This is a genomic window from Streptomyces sp. SAI-170, from assembly GCF_049739565.1.
Taxonomy (GTDB): Bacteria; Actinomycetota; Actinomycetes; order Streptomycetales; family Streptomycetaceae; genus Streptomyces.
The window spans coordinates 3,387,614-3,411,348 of the sequence record NZ_JBMGQD010000001.1 but is presented as its reverse complement, the minus strand read 5'-3'; the positions used below and the strand labels follow the sequence as shown (position 1 = coordinate 3,411,348).

Here is a 23,735-nt window from a genome sequence, read left to right as displayed (position 1 = left end):
CTAATCGCGGTCATAGTCTCGGCTCTGGCACTCCCCACTGGAGAGTGCCAACAACGCGACGGGCAGGTCCGGCACCCGCGACGACGGATCCACCTGGTCGCCACCTCAGACAGTTAACCCCGTGAGATCTCCGAAGGGGGAGGTCGGATCGTGACGACCGCCAGCTCCAAGGTTGCCATCAAGCCGCTCGAGGACCGCATCGTGGTCCAGCCGCTCGACGCCGAGCAGACCACGGCCTCTGGCCTGGTCATTCCGGACACTGCCAAGGAGAAGCCCCAGGAGGGCGTCGTCCTGGCCGTGGGCCCGGGCCGCTTCGAGGACGGCAACCGTCTTCCGCTCGACGTCTCCGTCGGCGACGTCGTCCTCTACAGCAAGTACGGCGGCACCGAGGTGAAGTACAACGGCGAGGAGTACCTCGTCCTCTCGGCTCGCGACGTGCTCGCGATCATCGAGAAGTAAGTCACCTCGCTTCTTCCGAAGCACCTTTGAAGCACCTTTGCTTCCACTGCGCCCCTGGCCCCCGCGATCGATGAGAAGCCGGGCGCCCGGGGCGCAGTTTCTTTACCGCAGACTTTTCCGAGAGGGCTCCCGCTGCCATGGCGAAGATCCTGAAGTTCGACGAGGACGCCCGTCGCGCCCTCGAGCGCGGCGTCAACAAGCTTGCCGACACGGTCAAGGTGACGATCGGCCCCAAGGGCCGCAACGTCGTCATCGACAAGAAGTTCGGCGCCCCCACCATCACCAACGACGGTGTGACCATCGCCCGTGAGGTCGAGGTCGAGGACCCGTACGAGAACCTCGGCGCCCAGCTGGTGAAGGAGGTGGCGACCAAGACCAACGACATCGCGGGTGACGGTACGACCACCGCCACCGTGCTGGCCCAGGCGCTCGTCCGCGAGGGCCTGAAGAACGTCGCCGCCGGTGCCTCCCCGGCCGCCCTGAAGAAGGGCATCGACGCGGCCGTCGCCGCCGTCTCCGAGGACCTCCTCGCGACCGCCCGTCCGATCGACGAGAAGTCCGACATCGCCGCCGTGGCCGCGCTGTCCGCCCAGGACCAGCAGGTCGGCGAGCTCATCGCCGAGGCGATGGACAAGGTCGGCAAGGACGGTGTCATCACCGTCGAGGAGTCCAACACCTTCGGTCTGGAGCTGGACTTCACCGAGGGCATGGCCTTCGACAAGGGCTACCTGTCGCCGTACTTCGTGACGGACCAGGAGCGCATGGAGGCCGTCCTGGAGGACCCCTACATCCTCATCAACCAGGGCAAGGTCTCCTCCATCCAGGACCTGCTGCCGCTGCTGGAGAAGGTCATCCAGGCCGGTGCCTCCAAGCCGCTGCTGATCATCGCCGAGGACGTCGAGGGCGAGGCCCTGTCCACCCTCGTCGTGAACAAGATCCGCGGCACCTTCAACGCGGTCGCGGTCAAGGCCCCCGGCTTCGGTGACCGCCGCAAGGCGATGCTGCAGGACATGGCCGTCCTCACCGGCGCCACGGTCATCTCCGAGGAGGTCGGCCTCAAGCTCGACCAGGTCGGCCTCGAGGTGCTGGGCTCCGCCCGCCGCGTGACCGTCACCAAGGACGACACCACGATCGTCGACGGTGCCGGCAACTCCGCCGACGTCCAGGGCCGCGTCGCCCAGATCAAGGCCGAGATCGAGAACACCGACTCCGACTGGGACCGCGAGAAGCTCCAGGAGCGCCTCGCGAAGCTGGCCGGCGGCGTGTGCGTGATCAAGGTCGGCGCCGCCACCGAGGTGGAGCTGAAGGAGAAGAAGCACCGTCTGGAGGACGCCATCTCCGCGACCCGCGCCGCGGTCGAGGAGGGCATCGTCTCCGGTGGTGGCTCCGCTCTGGTCCACGCCGTCAAGGTCCTCGAGGGCAACCTCGGCAAGACCGGCGACGAGGCCACCGGTGTCGCCGTGGTCCGCAAGGCCGCCGTCGAGCCGCTGCGCTGGATCGCCGAGAACGCCGGCCTCGAGGGCTACGTCATCACCTCCAAGGTCGCCGAGCTCGACAAGGGCCAGGGCTTCAACGCCGCCACCGGCGAGTACGGCGACCTGGTCAAGCAGGGCGTCATCGACCCGGTGAAGGTCACCCGCTCCGCCCTGGAGAACGCCGCCTCCATCGCCTCCCTCCTCCTGACGACCGAGACCCTGGTCGTCGAGAAGAAGGAAGAGGAGGAGCCGGCCGCCGGTGGTCACAGCCACGGCCACGCTCACTGACGCACCGCGTCACCGCGTCACCGCGCAAGGCCCGGCGTCCCTTCGGGGGTGCCGGGCCTTCCGGCTGCTCGGGCGCCCTACAGCTCCAGCTGGTCCAGCACACCGAGCTGCGTCATCAGCCCCAGCCGGTCGTACTCCCACCAGGCCTCGACGATCTTCCCGTCGCCGCCGCACCGGAAGACGGTCGTGCCGCTCATGCTGCACTCCCTGCCGGTCGCCGCGATCCCCAGGAAGTCACCCTTGTGGGTGCCCTTCCAGAACCACCGCGCGCACACCCGGTCGCCCTCGGCGATCAGGTCCTCCACCGTGAACGCGAAGTCGAACGCCCCGCGCCACATGTCCATCTCGCGCCGGATGTTGTCCCGCCCGAGGGTGTCCTGCTCATTGGCCGGGTCGTGGTCGTGGTAGTGCTCCGCGATCAGGTCGTCGAGCGGCGGGAGCTCGCCCCGCGTCCCCAGCGTCTCCAGCAGCCGCCGCACATTCGTCGCATAGAGCTGCTCGTCCCGTACGACGTCCAGGTCGGTGAACACCGGCATCTCGTCGCAGAGCGCGACCATCTCGCGGAAGATCTTGTCGGTCTCCGGAAGGTTCGAGTTCCGCATCGCCTCCTCGTACGACGGGAACTCCACGATCTCGATGTAGTGCGACCCGTCCGACCGGTCCTTGCCGATCAGATTGTGCGTCGCGGTCCGCTTTCCCCTGGTCTGCTCGACCCAGGAGTCCATGAGCCGGTTCATCTCCTCGAACCGGCTGGTCTTGCAGTCGATGAGCTGTACGAACGTCATGGCGCCGCCTCCGACCCCCCGTGGGGTCCGTCCGGACAGCTCCATTCTCCATCGCACCGACCCGGTCGTCCTACTGTGGCCCGTACTTCCGCCCCGTCCGGGACGTGACCCCGCCCAGCAGCCCCCGCGGGACCACCTTCACCACTCCCATCAGCGCCTTGTACCGCGGGTCCGGGATCGACAGCGACTTGCCCCGGCGCAGGTCGGCCAGCGCCGACGCGACCAGCTTGTCGGCGTCGAGCCACATCCAGCCGGGGATGTTGTCGGTGCCCATCCCCGCCCGCTGGTGGAACTCCGTGCGCACGAACCCCGGGCACAGCGCCATCAACCGCACCCCGCTGCCCGCCAGATCACGCGCCGCACCCTGCGTGAACTGCACGACCCACGCCTTGGACGCGCCGTAGGTGCCGCGCGGCACGAACGCCGCGACCGAGGCCACGTTCACCACGCCGCCGCGCCCCCGCTCCCGCATCGCCTCCGTCGCCGCCGACGTCAGCCGGAGCACCGCCTCGCAGTGCACCTTGAGCATCCGCAGCTCGTCGTCGAGGGACACATCGAGAAAGCGGCCCTTGTTGCCGAAGCCGGCGTTGTTGACCAGCAGGTCGACGGCCCGCTTCCGGTCGGACAGCCGGGCCGCGACGGCGTCGATGCCGGTGTCCGTCGCCAGGTCGGCGACCAGCACCTCCGCCTCGATGCCGTGCCGGTCGTGCAGTTCGGTCGCCTGCTCGGCGAGCCGCTTCGCGTCCCGCGCCACCAGGACGAGGTCGTGCCCGTCCGCCGCCAGCCGCCGTGCGAAGGCGGCACCGATGCCCGCGGTCGATCCCGTAATCAGAGCCGTTGTCATGGCGCAAGGTTATGGCCCGGACCGGAGCGATCCGCTCCCCGCACGCCGCCCCGACGGCTTCCGTGCACACCGCCCGTACGGCTTCCCTGCACACCGCCTGCCCGGCCTGCGTCCGGCGCGGTCATGGTCCTGGCCATGGGCCTGCCCCTGGCTCTGATCACGGTCCTGGGCATGGCCCTGGTCGTGACCCTGTCAGTGGCGGTGCGCGTGCCTCGGCCCGGCGGGTATGTGGCCGCCGCCCGTCGCCGCTCCGCCCTTCTCCACCACCACGAACTGGCCCATCATGCCCTCGTCTTCGTGGTACAGCAGGTGGCAGTGGTACATGTACGGCGTCCCGGGATCGGCCGGCCCGGTGAAGCGCAGAGCCAGCTTCATGACCGTCCCGTGCGGGACGAACACGGTGTCCTTCGGGCCGCGCAGCGCTGGCGGGGGCGCCTCGCCGTCCACCTCCAGGACCCGGAACTGCACGTCGTGCACATGGAAGTTGTGCGGCATGCCGTTGCTGTTGCGGACCGTCCACACCTCCGTCGTCCCACGCGTGACCGTCTCGTCGACGCGGCCCATGTCCATCGACCGTCCGTTGATCCCGGACCGCTTCAGGTCGAAGTAGCGTCCCCGCACCGCGTCCGACCCGTCCGGTGTCTCCAAGACACCCAGGCTTTGCGGAAGTCCGGCGGAGGGCCGCAGGTGTCGCGCCGCCCGCAGTTCCAGCACGTCGAAGGAGTCGTCGCCGCCGGAGAACCGCCGCTGCCAGGCGCCCCCGTAGTTGTCCTGCGGGAAGCTGCGCAGCATCACGCGCTCGCCCGCCCGCATCCGCACCACGATCTCGGCCCGCTCGCCCGGTGACAGCTGCACCCGCTCCAGCGGGACCGGCCGCTCCAGCAGTCCGCCGTCGGTGGCGAGCAGCGAGAAGGCGCGGTCGTCGGGGAAGCCGAAGGAGTAGGTGCGGGCCGTGGAGGCGTTGAGCAGCCGCAGCCGTATCAGCTCGTCGCCGACCTGCCGGTACGGCCGCAGTGTGCCGTTGACCATCGTCCGGTCGCCGAGGAACCCCACGCTCTGCATCAGCCCGCGGTCGCCGTCGAGCCTCGCCCCGTCGAAGCGCACGTCCTGCACGATGACGGGCAGGTCGTCGACGCCGTACCGCTTCGGCAGGGGAAGCCGGGCCGTGCGGTCGTCGTCGAGCAGGAACAGGCCCGCGAGGCCTCGGCGCACATGCTGTTCGGTCGCGCCGTGCGGGTGCGGGTGGTACCAGAGCGTGGCGGCCGGCTGGTCGACCGTCCACTGCGGGCTCCACCTGCCGCCGGCCGGGATCGGCTGATGCGGGCCGCCGTCCATCCGCGCGGGCAGGTGCATGCCGTGCCAGTGCACGCCGGAGGCCTCGTCGAGGGTGTTGTGTATCCGCACCCGCACCTTCTCACCGCGCTCGGCGCGCAGGGTGGGGCCGAGGTAGGAGCCGTTGAACCCCCACGTCGGGGTCTTCCGCCCGGGCTCGAACTCGGTCTCGCCCGCCTGCATCCGCAGGTCGAAGACGCGGGTGCCGTCCTCGGCGACCCTCGACGGCGCCAGGGGCGGTATCGCCAGCTCGCGGTCGAAGCGGGCGTCGCCGACCGTGCTGACGTCGGCGTCGGTCCACAGCCAGGTGAACAGGGCGCCCACAGCCAGCGCGAGCACGGTGAGGGTCGCGCCGAGTACGACGAGGATGCGCTTGAAACGGGCCATGCGTCGAGCGTCCTCGATCACCGCCCGCCGGACATCGGGGAGCAACCCCGGCCCGCCCCCGAGCCGACCCGGGCCGGGCTCCCGGGGTTGTCCCCTAGGAGCCGTGCGGCGCCCGCGAAGAAAGGTGACTGCGCGTCAGCCGCCCTGGGCGGCCGTGTATTTCCGCGCGGCCGCGAGCAGCTCCGGGTGCAGGGCCGCCCCGGCCGGAAGGAGCCGCGGCAGCAGGTCGCGCCGGGTCGTCTCGGCCCGGAACGCCAGGGCGACCGTCACGTCGTGGTCCGGCCGGTGCACGATCTCGACCGGGTCACCGGTCCGTATCTCGCCCGGCTCGATCACCCGCAGATACGCCCCCGGCGCCCCGCGCTCGGTGAACCGCTTCACCCACCGCTCCTCACCCAGGTGGGCCTGGAAGGTGCGGCACGGGATCCGCCCGCAGGTGACCTCCAGCACCACCTCGGGCCCGATCCGCCAGCGCTCGCCGATCAGCGCGCCGGAGACGTCCAGGCCGAGGGTGGTGAGGTTCTCGCCGAACACGCCGTTGGCCAGCTCGCGGCCCAACTCGAGCTCCCAGGCGTCGAGATCCTCCCGGGCCACCGCGTACACGGCCTGGTCGTCGCCGCCGTGGTGCCGGGTGTCGCACACCGCGTCCCCGGCCAACCCGCCGGCGCCGACGCCCTTCGGGCCCGGGGCCGTGACCCGCACCGGCCCCTCGGCCGGCCGCTTGTCGATGCCGGTCAGCCCCTCCGGCTGGTCGGTGTACGGGACGCGCGTCGCACGGCCCAGGTTCACGGAAAGAAGCTTCATGGCCGCACGGTAGGGCGCCGACGGTCAAAGCGTCGACGCATTATTCGCGGTCACACCCAAGGACGGCTTATGCTCAAAGGGTGATCGAGGCCCGACATCTCCGTGTCCTGCGCGCCGTGGCAGCCACCGGCTCCTTCTCGGCGGCGGGGCGCGAGCTGGGCTGCACCCAGCCTGCCGTCAGCCAGCAGATGAAGGCCCTGGAGACGTCCGTCGGCACCCCGCTGCTGGTGCGCGGCGGTCGCGAGATGCGGCTGACGCAGGCCGGTGAGGCCCTGGTGCGGCACGCCGCCGGCATCCTCGCCGGACTGACCGCCGCCGAGGAGGAGGTCGCGGCCATCGCCGGGCTGCGCGCCGGCCGGGTCCGGCTCGTCTCCTTCCCCAGCGGCAGCTCCACCCTCGTCCCCACCGCGCTCGCCGCCCTGCGCGCCGCGCACCCCGGCACCCGGGTCTCCCTGGTGGAGGCCGAGCCGCCGCGCTCGGTGGAGATGCTGCGCGAGGGCGACTGCGACATCGCCCTCGCCTTCCGCTACGAAGGCGCGGCGGGCGTACAGGAAGGGGAGTGGGACGACCTCGTCGTACGGCCCCTGCTGACGGACCGTCTGGTCGCGCTCGTACCGGAACGGAACCGGCTGGCCCGCGCCGGCTCCGTGGCCATCGGGGAACTCGCCGAGGAGCCCTGGATCGCGGGCTGCCCGCGTTGCCGTGGCCAGCTCGTCGAGGTCTGCGAGAAGGCGGGCTTCACGCCGCGCATCGACTTCGCCACCGACGACTACCCGGCCGTGGTCGGCCTGGTCGGCGCCGGTCTCGGGGTCGCCGTACTGCCCCAGCTCGCCATCGAGTCCGTACGCCCCCGAGGGGCGCGCGCGGTGACACTGGAACCGGCGGTGCGCCGCGAGATCGTCGCGCTCACGCTGCCCGACCTGGCCCAGGTCCCGGCCGTGACGGCCACGTTGGATCAGCTGGCGACCGCGGCGGGCCGCAAGTAGAGCAAGCAGAGGAAGCAGAGCAAGTAGAGAGGGGCACGCGCACGCGTGCCCCTATGTCTCTGGAGAGCCCCGGTGTCCCTGGAGAGGGCCCCTTCGTCTCCGGAGAGAGATCTCGGAAGAAACGTTCCTTCAATTGTTCGAAGCGACGTCGCCGCCGGAGGCCGAAGCCGTCACCAGACGGTGCCGCGCCCGGCCCATGAGTTCTTCGCGCTCGTCCTCGGTCAACCCGCCCCAGACGCCGTACGGTTCGCGCACCGCGAGTGCGTGTGCCGCGCACTGCGCGCGGACCGGGCACCTCATGCAGACCTCCTTGGCCGAGTTCTCGCGAGCGCTCCGGGCCGCCCCCCGCTCGCCCTCGGGATGAAAGAAGAGCGAGCTGTCCACTCCGCGACAGGCAGCCAGGAGCTGCCAGTCCCATAGGTCTGCGTTCGGTCCGGGAAGGCGGGAGAAATCTGCCATTACGTGACCCCTTGTAGCCGTTCTGAGCGGATACGGTGCCCACGACCGTACAACTACGATCTAAGGAGATGAAAATATGACTCATTGCGAATCTAGCCGTGGACACCAGCAAAAGGGAAGAAAATGGGCCGAATGGGGCACGGTTGTGATGAAACGTTGAGGGTCTGCCGTCCATGTCTGCACCGTGTCCGCCCCCTCACGTAGAGTGCCGAAGATGGCAGACGGCCCCGTAACTCTTTCGAGTGACCGTCGTTGAGAGTGCGAGGCGGTTGAAAACACAAGTGCTCGGGCAGGCGTCCGAGACGGTCGACCGCACAGGTGACGATTCGTACCAGCCTGGAGGCTCAAGGTGACGCGCATCAGCTGCGGAGGGCGGCCATGACTTCCGTCCTCGTCTGCGACGACTCCCCGCTTGCCCGAGAGGCGCTCCGCCGCGCGGTCGCGACCGTGCCCGGTGTCGAGCGCGTGACGACGGCGGCCAACGGCGAGGAAGTCCTCCGCCGCTGGGGTGCCGACCGCTCGGACCTGATTCTGATGGACGTACGCATGCCCGGTCTGGGCGGCGTCGAGACAGTGCGGCGGCTGCTGTCCGCCGACCCCGGGGCGCGCATCATCATGCTCACCGTCGCGGAGGACCTGGACGGTGTCGCGCTCGCGGTCGCCGCCGGGGCGCGGGGCTACCTCCACAAGGACGCCTCGCGCGCGGAGCTGCGGGCGACCGTCACTCAGGCGCTCGCCGACCCGACGTGGCGGCTCGCGCCCCGGCGGCTGCGGTCGGCCGAGATGGGGGCCGCGCCCACGCTCACCGCGCGCGAGATCCAGGTGCTCGAAGGGATGAGCCACGGGCGGTCGAACGCGGAGATCGGGCGTGAGCTGTTCCTCTCCGAGGACACGGTCAAGACCCACGCCCGGCGACTGTTCAAGAAGCTGGGTGCGTCCGACCGGGCCCATGCCGTGGCGCTGGGTTTCCGGTGGGGGCTCGTTCGCTGAGTGCTCCGGTGCGGCGAGTGGTCGGTCGCCACTCGTCCGCCGTCGTCCGTGAGTGGTCTTCTACGGACCGTATCGGGCTGGTCGCGCAGTTCCCCGCGCCCCTTCGGGGTGCGGCGGGGACCGCCCCTCGGAGGCGTGCTGCTCGTTTCGGCGCGGATGCCGCATCCTTGAGAGTGTGGAGTTCCTCGGGGACGAGTCGGTCGAGCGGAAGGGGAGGGCGCAGGGGATGAGTTCCGGCGCACCTGCTCATAACGCTTCGGTGCACAACGACGGCCGTGGTGCCGCGGACGGTTCCGGCACAAGGCACCATGGACCGATGCGTGACGAGGAGGCGACCCGTGCCCAGGGGGCGATCGGTTCACTCGTGCACCGCGCGGTCGACGGGGACGAGCAGGCCACGCACGACCTGCTCGCCCATGTCCACCCTCTGGCGCTGCGCTACTGCCGCACCCGGCTGTCCCGGCTCCCGGGTGACGCGCGCCACTTCGTCGAGGATCTCGCGCAGGAAGTCTGCGTAGCCGTCCTCCTCGCGCTGCCGCGCTACCGGGACACCGGCAGGCCCTTCGAGGCCTTCGTCTTCGCCATCGCCGCGCACAAGGTCGCCGACCTGCAGCGGGCCGCGATGCGCCACCCCGGCTCCACGGCCGTCCCGTCGGACGAGATGCCGGAGCGCCCGGACGACTCCCTCGGCCCCGAGGAGCGCGCGCTGCTCAGCAGCGACGCCGAATGGGCCAAGAAACTCCTGGCCAACCTGCCCGAGAACCAGCGCGAGCTGCTTCTGCTGCGCATCGCCGTCGGCCTCACCGCCGAGGAGACGGGCCAGATGTTGGGAATGTCACCCGGCGCGGTCCGGGTGGCCCAGCACCGCGCGCTCAGCCGGCTGCGGGCACTGGCCGAACAGTAGGAGCGCAGTCACGGCACCTTGGTTGAGAAGGTGGCCGACAGTGTCCGTAGGAACATACGAAGACGAGTACGGCCGCGGACCGTGGAATGAGACGGGTGCACTTCCCGTTAGCATGGACATCCGCACCGATCAAGGCCATTGGGGAAGGTGTCATGACTGCCAACGTCGACGGAGTGCCCGACAAATTCGCGACACTCGGGCTGACCTACGACGACGTGCTGCTGCTGCCGGGTGCATCCGAGGTGCTCCCCAACGCGGTCGACACCTCGTCCCGGATCTCCCGTAATGTCCGGGTCAACATCCCGCTCCTGTCCGCCGCCATGGACAAGGTCACCGAGTCGCGCATGGCGATCGCGATGGCCCGTCTGGGCGGCGTCGGTGTACTGCACCGCAACCTGTCCGTCGAGGACCAGGTCAACCAGGTCGACCTGGTGAAGCGGTCCGAGTCGGGCATGGTCACCGACCCGATCACCGTGCACCCCGAGGCCACGCTCGCCGAGGCCGACGCGCTGTGCGCCAAGTTCCGCATCAGCGGCGTCCCCGTCACCGACCCGGCCGGCAAGCTCCTGGGCATCGTCACCAACCGTGACATGGCCTTCGAGAGCGACCGCAGCCGCCAGGTGCGCGAGGTCATGACCCCGATGCCGCTGGTCACCGGCAAGGTCGGCATCTCCGGTCAGGACGCCATGGAGCTGCTGCGGCGCCACAAGATCGAGAAGCTGCCGCTGGTCGACGACGCGGGCGTCCTCAAGGGCCTGATCACGGTCAAGGACTTCGTCAAGGCCGAGAAGTACCCGAACGCCGCGAAGGACGCCGAGGGCCGGCTGCTCGTCGGTGCCGCCGTCGGCGCCAGCCCCGAGGCGCTGGAGCGGGCCCAGGCGCTCGCCGCGGCCGGTGTGGACTTCCTGGTCGTCGACACCTCGCACGGCCACAACAGCAACGCGCTGAGCTGGATGGCGAAGATCAAGTCGAGCGTGAACGTCGACGTGATCGGCGGCAACGTCGCCACGCGTGACGGCGCGCAGGCGCTGATCGACGCCGGTGTCGACGGCATCAAGGTCGGCGTGGGCCCCGGCTCGATCTGCACCACGCGCGTGGTCGCCGGTATCGGCGTCCCGCAGGTCACCGCGATCTACGAGGCCGCCCTCGCGGCCCGCCCCGCGGGCATCCCGGTGATCGGCGACGGCGGCCTGCAGTACTCCGGCGACATCGGCAAGGCGCTCGCCGCCGGTGCCGACACGGTCATGCTGGGCAGCCTCCTCGCCGGCTGCGAGGAGTCGCCGGGCGAGCTGCTGTTCATCAACGGCAAGCAGTTCAAGTCGTACCGCGGCATGGGCTCGCTGGGCGCCATGCAGTCGCGCGGCCAGGGCAGGTCGTACTCCAAGGACCGCTACTTCCAGGCGGAGGTCGCCTCCGACGACAAGCTCGTCCCCGAGGGCGTCGAGGGCCAGGTGCCCTACCGCGGCCCGCTGGCCAACGTCCTGCACCAGCTCGTGGGCGGTCTGCGCCAGACCATGGGCTACGTCGGTGCCGCCACCATCGAGGAGATGGAGTCCAAGGGCCGCTTCGTCCGGATCACCGCGGCGGGCCTGAAGGAGAGCCACCCGCACGACATCCAGATGACGGTCGAGGCGCCGAACTACAGCCGTAAGTAAGTCGCACAGCGTGATCAGGGCGGTCCCGGATGCTCCGGGGCCGCCCTTGTCGTACCCGTCGGCGATACTGGAAGACGCTGAAACGCATCAGGGAAAGGCCACACATCGTGACTGAGATCGAGATCGGGCGCGGCAAGCGCGGCCGCCGGGCGTACGCCTTCGACGACATCGCCGTCGTCCCCAGCCGCCGTACGCGGGACCCGAAGGAGGTCTCGATCGCCTGGCAGATCGACGCCTACCGCTTCGAGCTGCCCTTCCTGGCCGCCCCCATGGACTCCGTGGTCTCCCCGGCCACGGCGATCCGCATCGGTGAGCTCGGCGGCCTCGGCGTGCTGAACCTCGAAGGCCTGTGGACGCGCTACGAGGACCCGCAGCCGCTGCTCGACGAGATCGTCGGGCTGCCCGTCGAGGCGGCCACGCGCCGGCTGCAGGAGATCTACGCCGCTCCCATCAAGGAGGAGCTGATCGGGCAGCGCATCAAGGAGGTGCGCGACTCCGGCGTGGTCACCGCCGCCGCGCTCTCCCCGCAGCGCACGGCCCAGTTCTCCAAGGCCGTCGTGGACGCGGGCGTGGACATCTTCGTCATCCGCGGTACGACGGTGTCGGCGGAGCACGTCTCCGGTTCGCACGAGCCGCTGAACCTGAAGCAGTTCATCTACGAGCTGGACGTCCCGGTCATCGTCGGAGGCTGCGCCACCTACACGGCGGCTCTGCACCTGATGCGCACGGGCGCCGCGGGCGTGCTGGTCGGCTTCGGCGGCGGCGCCGCGCACACCACGCGCAATGTGCTGGGCATCCAGGTGCCGATGGCCACGGCCGTGGCGGACGTGGCGGCGGCCCGCCGTGACTACATGGACGAGTCCGGCGGCCGGTACGTCCACGTCATCGCCGACGGCGGTGTCGGCTGGTCCGGCGACCTGCCCAAGGCCATCGCCTGCGGCGCCGACGCCGTGATGATGGGCTCCCCGCTCGCCCGGGCGATCGACGCGCCGGGCAAGGGCCACCACTGGGGCATGGAGGCGGTCAACGAGGAGCTGCCCCGCGGCCAGAAGGTCGACCTCGGCACCGTCGGCACCATCGAGGAGGTCCTCACGGGCCCGTCGCACACCCCCGACGGCTCCATGAACCTCTTCGGCGCCCTGCGCCGCGCCATGGCCACCACCGGCTACAGCGAGCTGAAGGAGTTCCAGCGCGTCGAGGTGACCGTCGCGGACTCGCAGCACCGCCGGTAAGCCCCCTCACGGCAGCAAGGGGCCCGTCCACACGCGCGTGGACGGGCCCCTTCGTCGTACGTCCTTACGCCGCCGCGGCCTTCCTCGTGCCCGAGTACGCGGTGAACGCGCCGAGGGCGAGGAACAGGAAGGTGATCGGGTTCGCCGACCGCTGCCAGGCCTCCATCAGGATGCCGAAGTGGTCGAAGAAGAACCTGGTCGCGGAGACGCCCAACAGGTCCGAGGCGTTGATCGTGGTGCCGATGAGCTGGCCCAGCCAGACGGAGCCCACGGACAGCAGCGCGCTGAGCAGGGGCAGCGCCGGGTGGGAGCCGCCTGCCTTGCCGGCCGCGTAGCCGATGAGGAAGCCGACCCCTACGGCCACGAAGCCGATCTGCTTCTGGGTGGCACCGACGATCGCGCCGTACGCACCGGCGGTGACCAGGGCGACGACGAACGCGGTGACGACGCCCAGTGCGAGACCGCCGCCACGCGCGCGTGCGGGCATCGGCGGGGCCGGCGGCAAGACGCCGGGCTGCGGTGGAAATGACTGGCTCATGACAGGGACCCCCGTGACTGCGAACGAGACGCCGCACGGTAACAGGCCTGACGGTGAGCGCCGCCGGTGGTTCGGGGGAGGGGCGCGCGGGGTGGGAGGGGGCGCACGGTTGCGTTCGGGGCGAATGCCGCGCCGGACGGGGGTGCTGAGGCGCTGACGTCCTTGTCCGGCGCCCCAGTTCTCTTGGGTGCCCCCTTCCAAGGACACGGTTCCGGACCCCGGCCCTCGGGGCCCGGCCCGAACTCCGACGTGCCGTCCACCGGGCTACTGGGCGGCGTCGTGGAAGGGGGCGCCTATGGGACGCCACCGCAAGCCCACCCGCTGGGACCGGATCCGTCTGTGGACGGTGAAGTGCCGGAGGAAGTGGATCTTGCGAATTTTCGGATGGTGAGCGGCCGCCCCCAGAGGGAATAGGGGCGGACACCCGTAAACCATCGGGAGCCTGCCGCAGCAGCCACTGCGGTGGGCTCCACCCTTTCGGACGGTGAGCGGCCGCCCCCAAGGAGAGTAGGGGCGGACACTCCGTGATCCATCCAGGAGCCTGCCGCAGTGGCCACTGCGGTGGGCTCCACCTGCTTCGTACGGTACCGGCGCCCCGCCCCCCACGCCACCAGCCCCAGGGGCTCGCGGCGCCTCACGCGCCCCCCGTCACAACCTGTGCGCCGCCCCCGTGGGCGTGGCCCCGCGCGTGTCCAGGAGGAGCTGGGCCTTCACCGACAGGCCCTGGAGGTCGTACGTGCGGTGGGGCTGGAGGAGGATCGTGAGGTCGGCGTCGGCGGCCGCCTCGTAAAGGGAGTCGACGCGGGGGATCGGGCGGTCCAGGACCGTCCAGGCCGGGATGTGGGGGTCGTGGTAGCTCACGGCCGCGCCGAGGGACATCAGGCGGACGGCGATCTCATGGGCCGGGGTGCCCTGCTGGTCGGCGAGGTCGGGCTTGTAGGTGACGCCGAGCAGCAGCACGCGGGCGCCCCGGGCCGACTTGCCGTGCTCGTTCAGGAGCGTGGCCGCGCGCTGGACGACGTAGCGCGGCATCTGGTCGTTGACCTGCCGGGCCAGTTCCACCATGCGCAGGCCGCGGCCCGGCTGGCCGACGAGGTCCTGGGGGACGGTGTGGCCGCCGACGCCGGGGCCGGGGCGGAAGGCCTGGAAGCCGAAGGGCTTGGACTCGGCGCAGCGGATGACGTCCCACAGGTCGACGCCCAAGTCGTGGCACAGGACGGCCATTTCGTTGACAAGGGCGATGTTGACGTGCCGGTACGTCGTCTCCAGGAGCTGCACCGCCTCGGCCTCGCGTAGACCCCGCGCGCGGACGACCTTGTCGGTGATACGGCCGTAGAAGGCGGCGGCGGACTCGGTGCAGGCGGGGGTGAGGCCGCCGATCACCTTGGGGGTGTTGGCGGGGGTGAAGGCGCGGTTGCCGGGGTCGACCCGGGTGGGGGAGTGGGCGAGGTGGAAGTCGCGGCCGGCGCGAAGCCCGGAGCCCTCTTCGAGGAGCGGGCGCAGCACGTCCTCGGTGGTGCCGGGCAGGACCGGGGACTCCAGGATGACGGTGGTGTGCGGGCGCAGCCGGGCGGCGAGGGTGCGGGCGGCAGTCTCCACCTGGGTCAGGTCGAGGCCTCCGTCGGCGGCACGCGGGGTGGGCGCGCAGATGACCGCCGTGCGCACGCGGCCGAGTTCCGCGGGCCCGTCGGCGAGCCGGAAACCCTCCGAGTGCATCCGGCGCAGTTCGGCGGGGCTGAGGGAACCGGCCTCGGGCCCGGTGCGGTAGCCGACCGTGGGGATGCCGGCGGCGACGGCGGCCTGGGCCAGCGGCAGGCCGAGCGGGCCGAGTCCGATGACGGCGAGATCTGCGGGCATGGCGTATGCCGTCCTTCCCAGTAACCGAAGCGGGACAGGTGCGCAAGCCGTGTGGACAGAACGAGCGAGCGCACTGTCAGACTAGGCGTAAATATGACCGATATGCGGGATTCATTCCCTGTGTCGTCGGGTGTGGCGGCCGTGTTCGTGTGCAGGTCGGCAGGAGTTATCCACAGGTCGACCGTGCGTGGTGGCTGAAGTCGGGCAAGCCGGTCAGAATTTGGGCAGGAGGGATGCAGAGGGATACGAACGGGGCTTCGCCCGACGGGTGCGGCCGGTGCGACCGACGAGCGGGAGGCAGCGGTGAGGACAGCGACACTGGGACCGGCGCAGCGCGCCGAGGCCCTCGCGGCCATGGCCGAGCACGAACTGGACCTGCTGGTCGTCGGCGGCGGAGTGGTCGGCGCGGGCACCGCGCTCGACGCCGTCACGCGCGGGCTGTCCACCGGCCTGGTCGAGGCGCGTGACTGGGCGTCCGGCACGTCGAGCAGGTCCAGCAAACTGATCCACGGCGGCCTGCGCTATCTGGAGATGCTCGACTTCGCACTCGTGCGGGAGGCGCTGAAGGAGCGCGGCCTGCTCCTGGAGCGGCTCGCACCGCATCTGGTGAAGCCGGTGCCGTTCCTGTACCCGCTCCAGCACCAGGGCTGGGAGCGGCTGTACGCCGGATCGGGCGTCGCCCTCTACGACGCCATGTCGATGGCCCGCGGACACGGCCGGGGCCTGCCCGTGCACCGCCATCTGACCCGCGGTCACGCCCTGCGCGTGGCACCCTGCCTGAAGAAGGACGCGCTGGTGGGCGCGCTGCAGTACTACGACGCCCAGATGGACGACGCCCGCTATGTGGCGACCCTGGTGCGCACCGCCGCGGCCTATGGCGCCCAGGTCGCCAACCGCGCGCGGGTCACCGGCTTCCTGCGCGAGGGCGAGCGCGTGGTCGGCGCGCGCGTGCAGGACGTCGAGGCCGGCGGGGAGTACGAGATCCACGCCAAGCAGATCGTCAACGCCACCGGCGTGTGGACCGACGACACCCAGGCCATGGTGGGCGAGCGCGGGCAGTTCCACGTCCGCGCCTCCAAGGGCATCCACCTCGTCGTGCCCAAGGACCGCATCCACTCCACCACCGGGCTCATCCTGCGCACCGAGAAGTCCGTGCTGTTCGTCATCCCCTGGGGCCGGCACTGGATCATCGGCACCACCGACACCGACTGGGACCTCGACAAGGCCCACCCGGCCGCCTCCAGCGCCGACATCGACTATCTGCTGGAGCATGTGAACTCCGTGCTGGCCGTGCCGCTCACCCGGGACGACGTCGAGGGCGTGTACGCGGGCCTGCGCCCCCTGCTCGCCGGCGAGTCCGACGCCACCAGCAAGCTCTCCCGCGAGCACACCGTGGCCCACCCGGTGCCGGGCCTCGTCGTGGTGGCGGGCGGCAAGTACACGACGTACCGGGTGATGGCCAAGGATGCGGTGGACGAGGCGGTGCACGCCCTCGACCGGCGGGTCGCGGAGTGCGTCACCGAGGACATCCCCCTGGTCGGCGCCGAGGGCTACCGCGCGCTGTGGAACGCGCGAGCGCGCATCGCCGCCCGGGCCGGGCTGCATGTGGTGCGCGTGGAACATCTGCTCAACCGCTACGGCTCGATGACGGAGGAACTGCTCGAACTCATCGCGTCGGACCCGTCGTTGGCCGAGCCGCTGCAGGGCGCCGAGGACTATCTGCGCGCCGAGATCGTCTACGCCGCCTCGCACGAGGGCGCCCGTCACCTGGACGACGTCCTCACCCGGCGCACCCGGATCTCCATCGAGACCTTCGACCGCGGCACGCGCTGCGCGCGCGAGGCCGCCGAGCTGATGGCGCCGGTGCTCGGCTGGAACAAGGACCATGTCGACAGGGAGGTGCAGCACTACGAGAAGCGGGTGGAGGCCGAGCGCGAGTCCCAGCGCCAGCCCGACGACCTGACCGCGGACGCGGCCCGGCTCGGGGCGCCGGACATCGTGCCGCTGTGACGGCCCGCAGGTGCTCCGGCCCAGGTCGGAGCCTTGGCCACGCCTCGTCATGCCCCGCCGCGGAACGGGCGATTCAGCTCAGTTGAGGACACGCCGACACGGCTGCGCGGCGAGGGGCCCCCGGGGCGTGGGGCACTTGTCGGGTGAGGGACAATGGAGCCTCTGTCAGGGCGGGTTGTACGAGGGGACTCATGTCGGAGGCGGAGCGGGCGGGGACACCCCGTCAGGACAAGAGCGCACGTCTCCTCGCCGGGCGCTACCGGCTGGGAGACGTGCTCGGCCGCGGCGGCATGGGCACGGTCTGGCGGGCCGAGGACGAGACCCTCGGCCGCACGGTCGCCGTCAAGGAGCTGCGGTTCCCGTCGAACATCGACGAGGAGGAGAAGCGCCGGCTGATCACGCGGACGCTGCGCGAGGCCAAGGCCATCGCGCGGATCCGCAACAACAGCGCGGTGACGGTCTACGACGTCGTCGAGGAGGACGACCGGCCGTGGATCGTCATGGAGCTCGTCGAGGGCAAGTCGCTCGCCGAGGTCATCCGTGAGGACGGCCTGCTGGAGCCGAAGCGCGCCGCCGAGGTCGGCCTCGCGATCCTCGACGTGCTGCGCTCCGCGCACCGCGAGGGCATCCTGCACCGCGACGTGAAGCCGTCCAACGTGCTGATCGCCGAGGACGGCCGGGTCGTGCTCACCGACTTCGGCATCGCGCAGGTCGAGGGCGACCCGTCCATCACCTCCACCGGCATGCTCGTCGGCGCCCCCTCCTACATCTCCCCGGAGCGCGCCCGCGGCCACAAGCCCGGCCCCGCGGCCGACCTGTGGTCGCTGGGCGGCCTGCTGTACGCGGCGGTCGAGGGGACACCGCCGTACGACAAGGGTTCCGCGATCGCCACGCTCACCGCGGTGATGACCGAGCCGCTGGACGAGCCGAAGAACGCGGGGCCGCTCGCGGACGTCATCCGCGGCCTGCTCACCAAGGACCCGGACGAGCGGCTGGACGACGCGGGCGCGCGGGCGATGCTCAACGCCGTCATTCACGCCCCCGACGCGGCCGAGGAGCCGGAGGCGCTGGACGCCACGCGGGTCGTACCGCTGCCCGCACAGCCCGGCGAGCCCGGCACCGGAGGCCGGCGGGGCGAGGAGGCGGCCGATCGGCTGCGCGGGGCGCTGCGTTCGGTGCGCAAGGCCGCCGCGGGCGCGGCGACCACGGCGGCCGCGTCGCGGACGAAGTCCGGCAGCGGCGAGACGCGCTCCGCCGGAACACCCGGTGCTGTGGCCGGGACCACCGCCGCGGTCGGGGTCTCGCGCACGGAGACCGGGAGCGGGGCGAACGCCGGGACGGGCGGCCGTAGTTCGGGGTGGCCCGTGATGCCGCCGCCGGACCTGCCGCCGCGGGCGGTGCCGCGCGCGCCGCTGACCGATGTGGTGCCCAAGCGGACCCTGGTGATCATCGCGGTGGCCGTGGTGCTCGCCGTGCTCGGCACCGTGCTGGCCCTCACCTTCGGCGGCGACGACACCGACTCGGCGAAGTCGGGCCCCGGCACCGGCACGGCCGCCGGAGCCACCCCGAGCGCCGACACCAAGGACGACGAGCAGGGCGGAACGCGCCCCGACGGCGACGCCTCGAAGTCCGCGGACCAGGGCTCGACACCGGGCGCGGGCGCCGTGAGCGGCGGGACCACCCCCACCGCCGGTGGTTCCCCCAAGGCGTCCGCCTCCGGGTCCTCCGGCAAGAACGACGTCGACGTGGCCCGCACGCACCAGGGCGGCCAGGGCTACTCGATCGGGCTGCCCAAGGGCTGGAAGTTCCGGACCAGCAGCGACGCGGGCGACCGCTTCACCGGCCCCGACGGGCAGAAGCTGCTCATCGGCTGGACCAGCACGCCCAAGGACGACCCGGTCGCCGACTGGCGCAACCAGGAGCGCTCCATGGTCCGTTCGCAGTACCAGCGGATCCGCATAGAAGCGGTGGACTACCGCGGCTGGAACACGGCCGACTGGGAGTTCACCTACACCGAGGGCGGGACGCGGTACCGCACCGTCGACCGCGGGTTCGTCGTCGACGACGACCAGGGCTACGCGCTGATGTACACGGCGAAGGCCGCCGAGTGGCACGGGGACCTGCGCCGGGACACATGGCGGACCCTGACGAAGACGTTCCAGCCGAAGGACTGAGCCGGGGGGCTCCGGGGGGCGTGGCCCGGCAGGGGACCGGGATTTCGGGGATGCGGCCGAAGTGAGATGTCCCATCCCCTCGGTGCGGGTTGCCTCCGGCACGTATCGTGAGTGCTTGCGAACCGTACGCAGCCGGAACGGGGCGGCGGGCGAACGGAATTGACCAGCCGGGCGGTTGGGGGAGGCAACGTGGACGACTATGCGGGACGGGTGCTCGCCGGCCGCTACCGCCTGCCGCTGCCGCCCGCCGACGAGTACGAACTCACCGAGACGCGCGCCTTCGACACCTACAGCGGGCAGGAAGTCCTGGTCCGGCAGGTGCCGTTGCCGGAGGTCGTCGAGGCGGAGGTGCTCGACGCGGACGGGCTGCCCGAGGGATTCACCGCGCGCGACCCGGGCGTACGGCGCCCCGCCGCGCGCGGGGGCGGTGCGCGGCGGCCCGCGGACCCGGCGGTACGGCGTGCCGTGGAGGCCGCGCAGGCCGCGGCGGCGATCCCCGACCATCCGCGGCTGGACCAGGTCTTCGACGTCTTCGCCGAGGGCGGTTCGCTGTGGATCGTCAGTGAGCTGGTGGCGGCGCGCCCGCTGGCGGCGCTGCTGGCCGAGCGCCCGCTGACGCCGTACCGGGCGGCCGAGGTCGCCTCCGACGTCCTCATGGCCCTGCGCGTGCTGCACGGCCATGGCTGGGTGCACCGCAACATCACCGCCCGCACGGTCCTCGTCTGCGACGACGGCCGCGTCATGCTCACCGGCCTCGCGGTCGGGGCGGCGGAGGAGGCACTGTGCGGCTACGACCCCGTGCCGACGCCGGACGACGACGGGCTCCAGGGAGCGCACCAGGCCGCACCTGACGCGGGCGCGGCCGGCGAACCGGGCCACGGTGGACCGGGCGGACCGGGCGGACCGGGCCCCGGTGGTCCTGGCGCCGTGGGTACGCCGCCGTATGCCGCTGGTACGCCGCCGTACGCCGGAGGTGCGGGCGCCGCCGGTACGCCGTCGTACGCCGCTCCACGCGGAGCCCTCGGCACCGGCGGGCATCCGGCCGGGCCCGGCGGCGGCGCGGCCGACGCCGAGGCCGCGCGGCGGGCCGCCATCGAGGCGCGGGGCGCAGGGCGGCTGCCGCTGCCCGGGGCGCAGGAGCGGGGCGGCCCCGGCACCCCGGCCGTGCCCGCGAGCCGCCGGGCGCTGGAGACCGGGGACGACATCAGGGCGGCCCGCGCCGGGGCGATCGCGGCCTATCGGGCGGGCGCCCGCGCCGCGGCACGCGTACAGGAGGCCCGGCCGAACGGCCCCACCCCGCTGCCCGGAGCGCGCCCCGCACCGGAGGGCACCCCGCCGCCGCCGTACGTCCCCGGGCAGGACACCCAGGGCCGCCCCGGTGGCACCCCGCCCGGACAGCCGGCCGACCCCTACGGTGTGCGCCCCGGCTCCTGGCACGGGGCCGCGCCCCGCACCGCCCCGGACGCCGGGAGTCCCTCGGCCGACCCCGCCCTCCGGGCACTTCCCCCCTCGGGTCACGCCCAGACCCCCCGCACTCCCAGCCCCTGGGACTCCCAGGCCACCCCCGCCCACCGCGGCCCCGCCACCGCGCTGGCCGCCGAGCGGGCGCGGCATGCGCGTATGGCCGTGGTGGGGCCCGTCACCGAGCGGTGGGCTCCGGAGCAGGCCGGCCCGGTGCACGAGAACTGGCAGCTGGCGGCGCCCATCGGTCCGGCCACCGACCTGTGGGCGCTGGGCGCGCTGCTCTTCAGGGCCGTACAGGGGCATGCGCCCTACCCGGAGGAGTCGACGGCCGAGCTGGTGCAGATGGTGTGCGCGGAGCCGCCCGCGTTCGCGGAGGAGTGCGGTCCGCTCAGGCCGGTCGTGGAGTCGCTGCTGCGTCAGGACCCCACCGAGCGCATCGACTTCGAGGAACTCGGCGGCTGGCTGCGCTCGCTCGTGCGGTCGGCGCCCGAGCCGGAGGCCGGTGTGCACGTCGTCGCCGTGCCGCCGGTCGACCCGGGCCGGCTGCCCGTCGTACGGCGGCGGGGCGAGCTGGTGCGCAGGCGGCGCGGCGGGCTGCCCGCGCCGCACGGCAGACACAAGCGGGCCCGCGAGCCGGAGCGTTCGCCGCGCAGTCTGGGCCGCACCCTGCTGGTGGCGGTGCTGCTGGCGATGGCCGCCGTGATCGCGTACGCCGCGCTGTTCATGCCGAAGTCGGACGAGGCCGGTTCGGGCGGCGCGCCCCGCGCGGACCGTACCGGAGCCGCGGGCCAGGTCGGTGAGGCGCCCGAGCCCGAGGCCAGCAGCGAACCCCGGCCGGACCAGACCTCACCCGGCGGCAACGACCCGTCGGAGTCGGCCGGTTCGACCGAGACGCAGACGACCGGGCCCGACGCCGCGGACGGGTTCACCGTACGGGCCGACGAGGCCGGTTTCCGGGTCGCCGTCGCCGACGGCTGGGACCGCACGCCCCGCAACGGCCGCGGTCAGGTGCGTTACAGCCACGGCGCGTTCGAGCTGATCGTCGTACCCGGAAGGGACTCCGCGGCGGAGTTCGGTACCGATCCGATGGTGTACCAGCGGGAGCGGGAGGCGGAGTTGCAGCCGTACCGCGACTCCACCTGGGCCACCGCGACGGGACTGAAGACGATATCCGTGGGCGGACGGACCATGGCCGAGGGGCAGTTCACCTGGACCGGGGCGGACGGCCGGGAGCTGTTCGTGCGCAATGTCGCGATCCTCCTCGACGGCCGCTACCACGTGGTGCAGGTACGCGGCCCCGAGGCCGAACGCGACGAGGTGACACGGCTGTACGAGCAGGCGTCCACCACCTACCAGCCCACGGGTGGCTGATTCACACCACCGCGTTTCGGTTCCGTTCCGTCACGCAAAGCGACAACCGTCACAGTGCGGTATCCGAGCGGCCCCGCGTGTTCCCCGTGCGGTCACCGGTCCTTACCCTGACCCTGTCAATATCAAAGCGGGGCAACGTGAATCAGATGCAGGGCCAGCTCATTGCGGACCGTTACCGCCTGGCCGAATCGATCGGCCGTGGTGGCATGGGCCGGGTCTGGCGGGCGCAGGACGAGGTGCTGCACCGGACCGTCGCCGTCAAGGAACTGACGGCCGCTCTCTACGTCTCGGAGAGCGACCAGGCCGTCCTGCTGGCGCGGACCCGGGCCGAGGCGCGCGCGGCCGCGCGGATCAACCACTCGGCCGTCGTCACCGTGCACGACGTGCTGGAGCACGACGGCCGCCCCTGGATCGTGATGGAGCTGGTCGAGGGCCGCTCGCTCGCCGACGCGGTCAAGGAGGAAGGCCGCATCGAACCCGCGGAAGCGGCCCGGATCGGCCTGTGGGTGCTGCGCGCCCTGCGTGCCGCGCACACCGCCGGGGTGCTGCACCGCGACGTCAAGCCCGGCAACGTCCTGCTCGGCCGTGAAGGCCGGGTGCTGCTCACCGACTTCGGCATCGCGCAGATCGAGGGCGACTCCACCATCACGCGCACCGGAGAGGTCGTCGGCTCGGTCGACTACCTCGCCCCGGAGCGCGTCCGCGGTCATGACCCCGGGCCCGCCTCCGACCTGTGGGCGCTCGGCGCGACGCTGTACACCGCGGTCGAGGGCCGCTCGCCGTTCCGCCGCACCTCGCCGATCTCCACCATGCAGGCCGTGGTCGAGGAGGAGGCCGACGCGCCCGCCAACGCCGGTGCGCTCGCGCCCGTCATCGCCGCCCTGCTGCGCAAGGATCCGGCCAGTCGTCCCGGTGCCGCCGACGCCGAACGGATGCTCGCCCAGGCGGCGGAGGGCCGCGTTCCGGCCGTCACGCAGCCGTACGTCCCGACGCATGCGGGCCCGCGTCCGCAGCCGGCCCTCCTCACGCCGACGTCCACGACGACGCCGTACCCGCAGGCCCCCTACGGGACGCCGAGACGCCCGCGCCGGCGGCGCACCCTCGCCCTGGTGGTCGTCCTCGCGGCGCTCATCGGAGGCGGCACCGCGGTGGGCATCCAGCAGTGGCAGGCGCGGCAGGAACAGCACACCGCCGACCCCGGTCCGAAGCCCACGCCGACGGAGACCTCCTCCGGCACCCTCCCCGACGGCTGGGTGCGCCAGGACGACCCCTTCGGGTTCACCATCGCCCTGCCCGGACCCGAGTGGGAGCGCGTGGAGTTCGACAAGGCCACCGGGCAGGTCGACTACTCGCCCGACGGCGGCGAGCACTTCTTCCGGATCGCCGTCGACCGGACGCCCGACTTCGACCCCTACGAGCACCAGGTCGACCTGGAGCAGCAGGTGAATGATCTGGTCGACTACCACCGGCTGAGCATGGCGGAGAACACCTACCGGGACCGTCCCGGCTCCCTGTGGGAGTACACCTGGACCGCGCAGGACCAGCCCGAGGTGAAGACGAAGCCCGGGCCGCGCCGCGCGATCGACCAGATGTACATCTCCCGCGACGGCGTCGAGTACGCGCTGTACGCCTCGGCCCCGGTCGCCGACTGGCCGGAGATGCGCAAGCAGTTCGACATCCTGCTGCGCACCTGGCGGCCGAACGGCTCCTGAACGCGGGGG

General features: G+C 71.8%; 18 protein-coding genes. 11 read left to right on the top strand and 7 right to left on the bottom strand.

Annotated elements, in window-relative coordinates; genetic code table 11:
* Window positions 1–150 precede the first annotated feature (150 nt).
* Both groES and groL read left to right on the top strand, forming a co-directional pair.
* Window positions 151–459, top strand: a complete 309-nt coding sequence (gene groES, locus RKD23_RS15010; RefSeq protein ID WP_014178834.1) for a co-chaperone GroES — start codon at window positions 151–153, stop codon at window positions 457–459.
* Window positions 460–596: 137 nt separating this feature from the next.
* Window positions 597–2,222, top strand: a complete 1,626-nt coding sequence (groL, locus tag RKD23_RS15005; protein WP_424854145.1) for a chaperonin GroEL — start codon at window positions 597–599, stop codon at window positions 2,220–2,222.
* A 77-nt stretch (window positions 2,223–2,299) separates the two neighbouring features.
* Here groL and RKD23_RS15000 read toward each other — a convergent pair whose 3' ends face one another.
* The 4 genes from RKD23_RS15000 to RKD23_RS14985 form a co-directional block, all read right to left on the bottom strand.
* Complete coding sequence (locus tag RKD23_RS15000) at window positions 2,300–3,007, bottom strand: ester cyclase (protein ID WP_424854144.1); 708 nt, start codon at window positions 3,005–3,007, stop codon at window positions 2,300–2,302.
* Window positions 3,008–3,077: 70 nt separating this feature from the next.
* Window positions 3,078–3,851, bottom strand: a complete 774-nt coding sequence (locus RKD23_RS14995) for an SDR family NAD(P)-dependent oxidoreductase (protein WP_404043609.1) — start codon at window positions 3,849–3,851, stop codon at window positions 3,078–3,080.
* A gap of 192 nt (window positions 3,852–4,043) precedes the next feature.
* Window positions 4,044–5,570: a multicopper oxidase family protein gene (locus RKD23_RS14990; protein ID WP_424854143.1), complete on the bottom strand. Its 1,527-nt coding sequence runs from the start codon at window positions 5,568–5,570 to the stop codon at window positions 4,044–4,046.
* Window positions 5,571–5,705: 135 nt separating this feature from the next.
* Entirely contained in the window at window positions 5,706–6,374 is a 669-nt protein-coding gene (locus RKD23_RS14985; RefSeq protein WP_424854142.1) for an MOSC domain-containing protein, read from the bottom strand.
* 80 nt (window positions 6,375–6,454) lie between these two features.
* Here RKD23_RS14985 and RKD23_RS14980 point away from each other — a divergent pair, with 80 nt between their 5' ends.
* Window positions 6,455–7,360, top strand: coding sequence for a LysR family transcriptional regulator (locus tag RKD23_RS14980; protein WP_424854141.1), 906 nt, complete (start codon window positions 6,455–6,457; stop codon window positions 7,358–7,360).
* A gap of 129 nt (window positions 7,361–7,489) precedes the next feature.
* Here the strand turns inward: RKD23_RS14980 and RKD23_RS14975 are convergent, their stop codons facing one another.
* Complete coding sequence (locus RKD23_RS14975) at window positions 7,490–7,819, bottom strand: WhiB family transcriptional regulator (RefSeq protein ID WP_404043603.1); 330 nt, start codon at window positions 7,817–7,819, stop codon at window positions 7,490–7,492.
* Window positions 7,820–8,197: 378 nt separating this feature from the next.
* On the opposite strand from RKD23_RS14975, the gene RKD23_RS14970 reads away from it, so the two are divergent.
* The 4 genes from RKD23_RS14970 to RKD23_RS14955 all read left to right on the top strand — a co-directional run bounded on the left by RKD23_RS14970 (window position 8,198) and on the right by RKD23_RS14955 (window position 12,600).
* Window positions 8,198–8,809 (top strand): response regulator transcription factor, encoded by a 612-nt coding sequence (locus RKD23_RS14970; RefSeq protein ID WP_003948568.1) that lies wholly within the window; start codon window positions 8,198–8,200, stop codon window positions 8,807–8,809.
* A 316-nt stretch (window positions 8,810–9,125) separates the two neighbouring features.
* Window positions 9,126–9,713 (top strand): sigma-70 family RNA polymerase sigma factor, encoded by a 588-nt coding sequence (locus RKD23_RS14965; RefSeq protein ID WP_404043601.1) that lies wholly within the window; start codon window positions 9,126–9,128, stop codon window positions 9,711–9,713.
* A 152-nt stretch (window positions 9,714–9,865) separates the two neighbouring features.
* Entirely contained in the window at window positions 9,866–11,368 is a 1,503-nt protein-coding gene (guaB, locus tag RKD23_RS14960; RefSeq protein WP_424854140.1) for an IMP dehydrogenase, read from the top strand.
* A gap of 107 nt (window positions 11,369–11,475) precedes the next feature.
* Entirely contained in the window at window positions 11,476–12,600 is a 1,125-nt protein-coding gene (locus tag RKD23_RS14955; protein ID WP_404043597.1) for a GuaB3 family IMP dehydrogenase-related protein, read from the top strand.
* A 64-nt stretch (window positions 12,601–12,664) separates the two neighbouring features.
* Here the strand turns inward: RKD23_RS14955 and RKD23_RS14950 are convergent, their stop codons facing one another.
* Window positions 12,665–13,138: a hypothetical protein gene (locus RKD23_RS14950; protein ID WP_424854139.1), complete on the bottom strand. Its 474-nt coding sequence runs from the start codon at window positions 13,136–13,138 to the stop codon at window positions 12,665–12,667.
* Between the two features lie 648 nt (window positions 13,139–13,786).
* Window positions 13,787–14,995, bottom strand: coding sequence for a nucleotide sugar dehydrogenase (locus RKD23_RS14945; protein WP_424854138.1), 1,209 nt, complete (start codon window positions 14,993–14,995; stop codon window positions 13,787–13,789).
* A gap of 303 nt (window positions 14,996–15,298) precedes the next feature.
* Between RKD23_RS14945 and RKD23_RS14940 the strand changes: the two genes are divergently transcribed.
* The 4 genes from RKD23_RS14940 to RKD23_RS14925 all read left to right on the top strand — a co-directional run bounded on the left by RKD23_RS14940 (window position 15,299) and on the right by RKD23_RS14925 (window position 23,726).
* Window positions 15,299–17,005: a glycerol-3-phosphate dehydrogenase/oxidase gene (locus RKD23_RS14940; RefSeq protein ID WP_424854137.1), complete on the top strand. Its 1,707-nt coding sequence runs from the start codon at window positions 15,299–15,301 to the stop codon at window positions 17,003–17,005.
* A 191-nt stretch (window positions 17,006–17,196) separates the two neighbouring features.
* Window positions 17,197–19,179: a protein kinase domain-containing protein gene (locus RKD23_RS14935; protein WP_424854136.1), complete on the top strand. Its 1,983-nt coding sequence runs from the start codon at window positions 17,197–17,199 to the stop codon at window positions 19,177–19,179.
* 189 nt (window positions 19,180–19,368) lie between these two features.
* Entirely contained in the window at window positions 19,369–22,014 is a 2,646-nt protein-coding gene (locus RKD23_RS14930) for a protein kinase (RefSeq protein WP_424854135.1), read from the top strand.
* A 146-nt stretch (window positions 22,015–22,160) separates the two neighbouring features.
* The gene (locus RKD23_RS14925) at window positions 22,161–23,726 is read left to right on the top strand and encodes a serine/threonine-protein kinase (protein ID WP_424854134.1); all 1,566 of its coding nucleotides are present in this window, start codon (window positions 22,161–22,163) and stop codon (window positions 23,724–23,726) included.
* Window positions 23,727–23,735: the final 9 nt, after the last annotated feature.

Coding starts and splice junctions, on each gene's coding strand:
- RKD23_RS14925 (WP_424854134.1), top strand. CDS start 22,161: ATGCAGGGCCAGCTCATTGCGGACCGTTACCGCCTGGCCGAATCGATC.
- RKD23_RS14995 (WP_404043609.1), bottom strand. CDS start 3,851: ATGACAACGGCTCTGATTACGGGATCGACCGCGGGCATCGGTGCCGCC.
- RKD23_RS14945 (WP_424854138.1), bottom strand. CDS start 14,995: ATGCCCGCAGATCTCGCCGTCATCGGACTCGGCCCGCTCGGCCTGCCG.
- RKD23_RS14950 (WP_424854139.1), bottom strand. CDS start 13,138: ATGAGCCAGTCATTTCCACCGCAGCCCGGCGTCTTGCCGCCGGCCCCG.
- guaB (WP_424854140.1), top strand. CDS start 9,866: ATGACTGCCAACGTCGACGGAGTGCCCGACAAATTCGCGACACTCGGG.
- RKD23_RS14935 (WP_424854136.1), top strand. CDS start 17,197: ATGTCGGAGGCGGAGCGGGCGGGGACACCCCGTCAGGACAAGAGCGCA.
- RKD23_RS14970 (WP_003948568.1), top strand. CDS start 8,198: ATGACTTCCGTCCTCGTCTGCGACGACTCCCCGCTTGCCCGAGAGGCG.
- RKD23_RS14985 (WP_424854142.1), bottom strand. CDS start 6,374: ATGAAGCTTCTTTCCGTGAACCTGGGCCGTGCGACGCGCGTCCCGTAC.
- RKD23_RS14965 (WP_404043601.1), top strand. CDS start 9,126: ATGCGTGACGAGGAGGCGACCCGTGCCCAGGGGGCGATCGGTTCACTC.
- RKD23_RS14990 (WP_424854143.1), bottom strand. CDS start 5,570: ATGGCCCGTTTCAAGCGCATCCTCGTCGTACTCGGCGCGACCCTCACC.
- RKD23_RS15000 (WP_424854144.1), bottom strand. CDS start 3,007: ATGACGTTCGTACAGCTCATCGACTGCAAGACCAGCCGGTTCGAGGAG.
- RKD23_RS14975 (WP_404043603.1), bottom strand. CDS start 7,819: ATGGCAGATTTCTCCCGCCTTCCCGGACCGAACGCAGACCTATGGGAC.
- groL (WP_424854145.1), top strand. CDS start 597: ATGGCGAAGATCCTGAAGTTCGACGAGGACGCCCGTCGCGCCCTCGAG.